This window comes from Granulosicoccus sp. 3-233, assembly GCF_052681095.1.
On the sequence record NZ_JBQYLE010000031.1, the window covers coordinates 1 to 8,935 of the forward strand.

The 8,935-nt window shown below is 53.7% G+C and carries 7 protein-coding genes and 1 pseudogene; all 8 read right to left on the minus strand.

The genetic code is table 11. The features are described 5' to 3' along the window. Positions 1–620: pseudogene (locus tag ACUNV4_RS29960) on the minus strand (reverse transcriptase domain-containing protein); the annotation flags it as partial. Between the two features lie 767 nt (positions 621–1,387). Then, entirely contained in the window at positions 1,388–2,584 is a 1,197-nt protein-coding gene (gene ltrA / locus ACUNV4_RS29965) for a group II intron reverse transcriptase/maturase (RefSeq protein ID WP_430882355.1), read from the minus strand. Between the two features lie 29 nt (positions 2,585–2,613). Then, entirely contained in the window at positions 2,614–3,597 is a 984-nt protein-coding gene (locus ACUNV4_RS29970; RefSeq protein ID WP_430882356.1) for an IS3 family transposase, read from the minus strand. After that, complete coding sequence (gene ltrA, locus ACUNV4_RS29975) at positions 3,590–4,846, minus strand: group II intron reverse transcriptase/maturase (protein ID WP_430882357.1); 1,257 nt, start codon at positions 4,844–4,846, stop codon at positions 3,590–3,592. The genes ACUNV4_RS29970 and ltrA (ACUNV4_RS29975) overlap by 8 nt, the downstream gene beginning before the upstream one ends. Positions 4,847–5,343: 497 nt before the next feature. Then, a complete protein-coding gene (locus ACUNV4_RS29980) occupies positions 5,344–5,646 on the minus strand; it encodes a transposase (protein WP_430882358.1) in 303 nt (100 codons plus the stop codon). Positions 5,647–6,306: 660 nt separating this feature from the next. Then, positions 6,307–7,158 (minus strand): reverse transcriptase domain-containing protein, encoded by an 852-nt coding sequence (locus ACUNV4_RS29985; protein WP_430882359.1) that lies wholly within the window; start codon positions 7,156–7,158, stop codon positions 6,307–6,309. Between the two features lie 559 nt (positions 7,159–7,717). After that, positions 7,718–8,332, minus strand: coding sequence for a hypothetical protein (locus tag ACUNV4_RS29990; protein ID WP_430882360.1), 615 nt, complete (start codon positions 8,330–8,332; stop codon positions 7,718–7,720). Then, positions 8,329–8,814: a transposase gene (locus tag ACUNV4_RS29995; protein ID WP_430882361.1), complete on the minus strand. Its 486-nt coding sequence runs from the start codon at positions 8,812–8,814 to the stop codon at positions 8,329–8,331. Before ACUNV4_RS29995 ends, ACUNV4_RS29990 begins: the two co-directional genes overlap by 4 nt. Positions 8,815–8,935 lie beyond the last annotated feature (121 nt).

Sequence of the window (8,935 nt, forward strand, 5' to 3'; positions counted from 1 at the left end):
TGCGCAGAACTTCCTGAAATCGGACTGCATCCTCCTGATACTGAAAACACACCACAAAGTCATCGATGTAGCGCACCAGATACGCCTCACCTCGTAGCCGAGGCTTGACGATTTGCTGGAACCAAAGATCAAGCACATAGTGCAGATACAGGTTACTCAGCAGTACACTGATCGCCCCCCCCTTGGGGTGTTCCTTCCTCGTTCGGATGAATTTCATCGTCTTCCAGTATTCCTGCTTTCAGCCATCGTCGGATCAGGCTGATCACGCGCGGATCCCCGACACGATGCTCCACAAAGCGCAGTAGCCATCCATGATCTAGACTGCCAAAGAAATTCTTTAAATCGGCCTCCAGCACCCAACTGACTTTCTTGCCCGCGATGACCTCATTGAGGGTCGACAAAGCATTGTGGGCGCCTCGTCCCGGTCGCCTGCCAAATGAGCAAGGTAGAAAGTCCTGCTCGTATATGGCACTCAACACTTCCGAAACGCTGCGTTGGAGCGCCCGGTCACTCACACAAGGTACGCCCAACGGGCGTTTTTCCTGTTTACCGGGCTTTGGGATATAAACCCGCCGGATTGGCGGCGCTTTGTATCCCTGCGTGTGGATTGAGCTCAACATCGGCCCAATCCACTGATCAAAGTTCTCCTTTGCCTATTCCACTGAAACACCATCGCAACCTGGGGCCGAGCGGTTGGGAATCCTTTTCAGATTCCGTTCGACTCGATCCTGTGTCACATGATGAATCAGTGAAGTGAAACGAAGCTTTGGTTCACATCGAGCTTTTACTGCTATTTGTTCCAGTTCTGTTGAAATGACTGGTGATTCTCCTCTTTGAATAGAAGACCTTTACCTCCCACTGTGTGGAGCCCATGTTTCTGTAGAACAATTCACTACCTGCTGGCCGCTTCCCCATGTAATCGGCTCTCCCGATCTCAAAGTACTATCAACCAGTCTGACTTCCGTATGGTCATCGGATCCTCCTCGCATTGTTAGCTTGTCAGACCCTACAAGCTCCGCTTGAACCAAACGGATCTCCCTTGTTCCCATAAAATCCTTCGACACCATGCCGACGGTACGAACCCCGGAAACACTGCACTACACTCGCCAATGCGTGTGATGCACTTCCGCCTTCCCCTTAGAGAAATAGGGTCGGCTATTTCAACCACGTTCGATTTCGGGGCTATCTCCGTTCACTTTCGTTTCGGCCTACTATCTCCCTGTCTACGCTTCGCAGTGGCCGTTACCGGAACACCACGCAAGACTCGGTACCTGGCTGCTGGCTAGGCTTTACCAGGGCGATCATTTCAGACCGCAGAATTCTATGCGCTTGCAAGGCGCAATCCTCGCAGAACGCAGCATGAACCTCTCGACTCACTGCGCTCCCATTACCCGACCGTCGGCAACAAGCCTATTTGCCAGTGTGGAAACAACGAAGGAAAGTCTTTGGCCACGCGACCCAACCAGTGCTCAGCACGTCGTCGATGTCGAAAAAGCTTCTTGAATTTCCTCCATGCCCACCACACCAGTTTGGAATTGATGTGCCTGAGCGTCATGCACATCTGTGAACGATAGAAACGACCATAGTAATTTATCCAGCCTTGTATCTTGGCCCTGAACATACCCGACAGATCCTCTATGGACTTGTCACTGCGCTTGGGCATGTTCCAGCTTCTCACTTCCTGCCGGATCGCCTTTCCCGCACTGTTGCTCATTGCCGGGCTGAAATTGATGAAGTGCTTACCCCATTTGTTCTTTGATCGTCTGGCGCGAAAGGTAAAACCCAGAAAATCAAAGCACGTCACAGGATAGGAACCTCTTCTACTATCGTCTTTGCAGTAAACAATCTTTGTCTTCACCGGGTGCATCTCAAGACCGCATTCGTGCAGCCTCTTTTCCAGCGCCGCTCTGAGCTGCTCTGCCTCTGCCTGTGACCGACAATGGGCAAGCCCATCGTCGGCGTATCGACACCATGGAAGATCGGAATATTCCCGCTCCATCCAGGCATCGAATGCATAGTGCATGAACAGATTTGACAGCACTGGGCTGATTACACCGCCCTGTTGAACTCCTTTGTCACGTGCAACCAGTCTGCCATCTGCTTGCTGTACCGGTGCTGTTATCCAGCGCTCGATATAGAGCAGAAGCCAGGGATTGTCAGTGTGCCGCTTCACCGCTTTCATCAGTAGATGATGATCAATGTTGTCAAACAGACCGCGGATATCAAACTCCAAAACCCAGTCATAGCGCCAGCAACGCTTGCGCGTCACCTCCAACGCCTGATGGGCTGACCTACCCGGTCTGTACCCATAGGAATCACCCAGAAAATGCGGTTCTACCAAGGGCTCAAACGAAAACTTTGCCACCGTCTGGGCGATTCTGTCTAAAACAGATGGAATACCCAGCCTTCTTTCACCACCATCCTTTTTCAGTATCGCTACCGTTCGGGTTGGCTGCGGAAAGTAAGATCCTGACGACATGCGATTCCAAAGCTTGTAAAGGTTCCCCTTTAGATTGGACTCGAATTGCTCTATCGTTTCACCGTCGACACCTTCAGCGCCATCGTTGGCTTTTATGGACTTCACCCAGTTTCATAGACACCTAAATAAATTGACTATGCCACCTTTGCATTATTTTTGCGATAGTCAACATGACTGCAGTAACCATTGCTTGAGTGCAGCCTGATCCGATTGTAGAACACTTCCACGTATTCGAATATGGCCAGTGCAGCCTCCGCACGAGTCGCGAAGTGGTGACGGTATATCAGCTCTTTCTTCAAGGTCGCGAAGAAGCTCTCAGCCACGCCATTGTCCCAGCAGTCGCCTTTACGGCTCATGCTACAGACGATGCCGTGCTTCTCAAGGCTCTCACGATAGCTGCTCGCGGTGTAGGTACTGCCCCGGTCCGAGTGGTGTATCAGCCCCTCAGGGGCACCGTGCATCGCGATGGCAGCCTCCAGCGCTTTCAGCGTCAGGTTCTGATCGTTCTTCTCACCGCAGGCCAGGCCGATCACTTCCCGATTGAACAGGTCTATCATCGGAGCGACATACAACCAGCCCTCGTCGGTGGCGACAACAGTGACGTCGCCAACCCATTTGCGCCCGGGCTCGGTGGCTGTGAAATCGCGCTGGATCACGTTGGGCGCCACCGGGTGAGACTCGTTTCGTTCGGTGGTATTGCGATACCCCTTGCGCGGCTTCACGGCCAGATTGTTTTCACGCATCAGCCGGGCAACTCGGTTGTGGCCAACCACGGTGCCATTACTCTGTAACTGACGGTGGACACGCGGGCTGCCATAGGTCCGGCGACTGCTCTCGAAGATGCGGCGAATCTGTGCCAGCAGCGCTCTATCGTCGAGCTCATGCTGGCTGGCAGGTCTTGATAACCAGGCGTAGTAACCGGTGCGCGATACCTTGAGGGTACGGCACAGCAGGGCGACACTGAAATTGGCCTTCTCCGCATCGACAAAGGCGAACCTCATGTCGACTCCTTGGCGAAGGCAAGTCGGCCCGGGTATTTCAACCCGAGCCGCTCTCAGAACCGTACGTGACACTCTCGCGTCATACGGCTCCCACTGCGGCAGTCGCTGATCAGGCATATTTCACTGAAAAAGCTTTCCAGTGAACAAACAGGTCTGGTTGACTTGCCAGAGACTGTTCGAGCCAACGCAGTGCTCGCCTCCGGCGATGCCGGAATTGAGTGAATTTGCGTTGAACCCACAGCACCAGCTTGTTATCCAATTGCCTTAGCACTAGGCCAAGTTCCTTTTTGTAGAAAGCGCCGTAGTAGTTGATCCATCCTTGAATGATCGGGTTGAATCGATTTGCAATGTCTACCAGAGTAAACGTTGATAGTCCTTGCAGACACCACCGGCGTATCGTTTGCCGTATGTTTTTCTTGGCGTCATTGCAGATAGCAGGCAGAAAACTGGAAAATGTTCTGCCACTGCGGCTCGGCGCACACCGAGGACGAAAACAGAAGCCAAGAAATACGAACTGCATGTTTTCATACACACCATGCCGATTACTGTCTTTGCAGTAGACGACTTTGGATTTAGCAGGGTGAAGTTCTAACCCACATTCACCAAGCCGTTCTGAAACAGAGCGCAAAAGCTGCTCTGCTTCCCGACGGGAATGACAGTGAATCACAGCATCGTCGGCGTATCGAGCAAACGGACAGTCTGGGTTTTCCCTTTCCATCCATTTGTCGAATGCATAGTGCATGAATAGGTTCAATAACAAGGGACCTATGACCGACCCTTGTGGGGTTCCCATAGACCTTGTTGTTAACGAACCATGCTTGTCCACAAACGGCGCAGTAAGCCACCGTTTGACATACAGTAGTACCCACGGCTCAGATACGTGATGCTCCAGTGCCTTGAGTAACAGACAATGGTCAATATTATCAAACGCCCCCTTGATGTCAAATTCAACCACCCAGTCGTATTTCCAGCAGCGCTGCCGAGTGACAGCAACGGCGTGCTTTGCGGACTTCCCAGGACGGTATCCATAAGAATCCTGATGAAATACAGGGTCCAGAATCGGTTCAAGTTGTTGTTTGACTACTGTTTGCGCCACGCGATCTGAAATAGATGGAATACCCAAGGTACGGAAGCCATTGCCTCCAGCTTTTGGTATTTCAACCTGAAGCACTGGCGGTGGCATATAGGAGCCTGAAGATAGGCGGTTCCAGATCTTGTAAAGTTTCGGTCCCGCATCCTCGTCGAAAGCGTCTAAGTCAACGCCATCAGCACCAGCCGATCCCTTGTTCGATTTCACTTTCAAATAAGCCTGCCACACCCAGGACTTGGGTATGTCAAACGACTTTGTTGACGTGTGATCACTCATCCTGATTTACCAGTTGGTGATCACTATCAACACCTCAGCACAACCCCTTTGCTCCAGCCCCATTACAGAGCCTTCATCACTACTACAGGTTGTTCCGTCCCTGAGCATCGCATCGGTATTCTTTCTCATGATTTCACTCACTTGTCATTTCCCTTAACATCAATACTCAGGTTCTCACGTTCCGAATAAGCGCCTGTATTGGACTCACGCCAGCTTTTCGCCGGTTGCCGCAAAGACCGTAAGCAGGTCTCGTCTTTGCTCATCACGGGCAGCCTTCCCAGCCCGCTTTTGACAACGTCTTAGCATTTCGACGGGTCATCGCATGGTTCGCTTTCGCTCGTCTTTCCAATACACACCTGCTGCTGTATTCAGCAGCTTTTAACAGATCGCTCACCACCATGCCTTTTGGACACAGCAGCATCTGCCGGTTTGAACCCGCCCCCTGCAGGGAGAGTTCGGGAGGTCTGCTCCCATCACTTAAACAGCACCACGTTGTACTAACCGTGTTCGTGACACACGAAGGCCGCCGCCTTTACCAGGATTTCGCGCTCCTGCTTCAGCACACGAATCTCGGCCCGCAACCGCCTGAGCTCTTCGCTCTCGGCCTCGTGCGCCACCAGACTACCCTTGTCACTATGCTCTGCCAACTTGATCCAGCGTCTGACAGCTGATTCGGACAGGTCCAGATCCCGACTGATCTCGTTGACAGACTTCTCACCTCGAGCCACCAGATCGACTACATTCTGTTTGTACTCGGCGGTGAAATTGCGCCGTGCTCTCTTGCTTTTCGACTTTTTCATAGGACACCTCTGAACTCCATTATCGCTCTAAGAGGGTGTCTACGAAACCGGGTGAAGTCCATTACCAATTCCTATGCACGCAATACATCATGCTTGGAAATCTCAAACGGTTTTGTCGTATCCATAAACTCCTCCCTCACCGACGGTTGGCAGCTCCAAATTCTCTCTGCACAAGATCCAGTCTGTGCGGTTGATAAACAAATCCAACTAGGTAACTGACCCCCTTCGCTCCAGCGCCATTACAGCGCCTTCAACACTACTACGGGGCCATCCGCCCCTGTGCCTAGCATCGGTACTCTGGCTCTCGCAGGATCACTACTTGAGCTTCTCCCTTTACATCAAGGCGACAGGTTCCCACGTTCCCCACATGAGCCTGTACCACGTTCATGCCTTCTTCATGCCGGCCGCCGCCTGGGCAGTAAACAGGTGCCCCCCAGACTTATCCCGGATTAACGACTACCCCCCGGTTTTGACGACATCCCTACGCTTTCGACAATTCAGCAAAGGTTCACTTACGTTCATCTTCATGGTACGTACCTGACAGGGTCAAGCCCTGCCTTTTCCACAACGCTCACCACCATGGCTCTTTACCATCGCAGCTTGTGGCGGTTTGAAGCCTCCTCCTGCAAGGCGGCTCCGAGGGGCCAACAAACCCTCATCTCATATGCAGCGCGCACCTCCTGCTGCTGAAGCAGCAATCAGTGCTCGTGGCACACAATCATCAGCGTATCGACAGTAGGAGGCCGACGGTTGCCAGGTCCGGGTAACCCCTTTGGCGCTGCGCCGACCGACTTTGACACTGGAGTTGTTGTACCAACGATCATTGCGTGCCTTTTTACTCAGGTAGCGCTCTTCCAAGTACTGATCGAACTCATTGAGCATGATGTTCGATAGCAGTGGGGAGAGAACACCACCCTGGGGCACGCCTTGACTGGCCGCGCAGAATAGACCTTTGTCTACGTGGCCTGCCTTGATGAAGAGCCACAGCAATGACATGAAACGTTTGTCACTAATGCGTTTACGTACTGACTTCATCAAAAGTCGATGGTGCACTGTATCAAAGTAGCTGGCGAGGTCACCTTCGATAACCCACCGGCCCTTGGTGTCATCGCCATCAATTAGCTGCAATCTGACAGCTCTGATGGCATGATGAACGCTGCGTTCCGGTCTGAAGCCGAAGGAAAGGCGATGAAAATCACTTTCCCAGATAGGCTCCATCGCCATCAGCATTGCACGTTGCACAATCCGGTCGCGCAGCGTGGGAATACCAATCGGTCGTTGCTTGCCATCAGCCTTCGGGATGTAGATCCGTCGGGCCGGAGCAGGCCGATACTCACCCGACAACAGGTCCTCACGGATGTGTTGTAGGTAGATCGGCAGTACGTCCAGCCCCAGATGCTGTTTGGTCACACCGTCCACGCCGAGCGTTTTCGCACCCGACGAAGAAAGAGTTATCCGAGACGCCTCGTAGAGCCAGTCGTACTCTGCTATCAGACGGAGAAGTCGATCCATGCGTCTTGCCGGATCACTTTCCGCCCACGTTGCGAGCTTGCCTGGCATTTCCTCGATTATCAAAGGTCTTCACCTCGTTCGGTCGAGTAATAGGCAGTGCAAGCATGCATGAACTGCTTTCCTTCGCCATGTAGTGGGTTTTCCCCACCTCGGACTACTACGAAAGCTCCGCCAGTCGGCAGGTCATCGGGGCCGTGCCCCCTTGGCTTCCACTGTCGACCTTCCCCGGTTTGCCTGTCGAGACTCGAACGTATCGGGTTGGCTGCCCATCGCACTCTTTGCCCTTGCTTTCCGCAAGTCGGCAGGAGGCCACGCCGCGATGTGCGAAAACAGCGTGACACCGCGCTACTCACATGGCTGTTGAGTAACGGTCGTAGCGGACTATGCATTCCTGTCATGTTCCGGAAACTCCTGCACGGCGTATCAGATCGGTTCACCGTGGCGACATTTCAACCCGCAGAGACGGATGAATGGGTTCATGTTCTCCAGCCTTTCGATACTCAGTCTAGAGAGGCATCTCGGTGTTTCGATCATAACCTCACCTCCCGTTGTCAGCGGACTACATCACCGGACAGGCACGCTGTCCGTCACTGCCGCTCAGACTCATCTTCGTCGGAGTCGAAGAGACCATTGCTCTAGCACTTCTTGAGCTTGAATGATGGTATTCCCGACAGACTCGTGATCCTGTTCGAGCATCCTGCTCACCCCGGATTCCGGGCGTACGCCAGGTGACATCAAGCATCCAAACCTGGTTGATTGCCGTCGCCAGGTGAGTGGTCGGTGGTTTGCGTTTCTGACGCACTTTGGCTCGTCCTCTAGGGGCGAGCTGGCCGATCCGCTTGAGCTCTCTGTATATCGTGGACTCCGAGCCGATGTACTGCCCCTGGTCCGCCAGGGCAGGCACTATCTGGCTCGGCGGCAGACTGGCGTACTCCGGGCGGTTGCAGGTGTCCACGATGCGCTGTCGCTCCTCGTCGCTGAAGCGTCCGAACGGTACCGGCCTGTCTGCCGTCGGACGACAATCGGCTTGTACGGCGCCTCCAGCGGGGCGCCATCGTCGCAACGTACTGGCGGCAATGCCAATGACCTTGCAGGCCTCCGTGTGCCTTGCTCCGCTACTCACGGCCTCGTCAACCAGTTCCAGTATTTCGTTGCGCTGTGCAAGGGTACTCATCGATCCTCGTCCTCCCACAGCGCCTGGAACTTTTTTGACAGCACCAACAGAGCTGCGCTCTCCGCCAGGGCCTTGTCTTTGCGATCCACCTTGCGCTTGAGACGCTTGATCTCATTACGCGCCTCTTTCAGCGGTTCGTTGGTGGGCTCCTTGTTGGAGGCACCGGCGATACAGGCAGCGCGCCACCGCTCGATCTGTTCAGGGTAGAGGCCCTTTTCCCGGCAATACTCCGCCTTTTCTGCCTCATTCATGGGCTGTGTTTCCAGTACAACAGCGAATTTGGCTTCGCCGCTCCACTGTTCAGCATTGCTGGCTCGACTACCCGGCACAGCGGATCCTCCATCTCGGACTTGTGACAACCAATTGTACAGAGTCCCCTCACTGATACCTTCTGCCTGAGCAACCTCTGGCACGGATTGGTTGTTCGGTGGCAGTAATTTCTTCAGTACGGCGTTCTTGCGTTCATGGGAATAGCGTGGCATTTCGTTGCTCCAACATCGCCCCCGGGTGATTCCGGGTTTGGGGAGGTGAGTCAGCCGAGGGAACTTCCCCCTCAGCTGCTCTCAGAACCCGGCGTGAACCTCTCGATTCACCGGGCTCCCA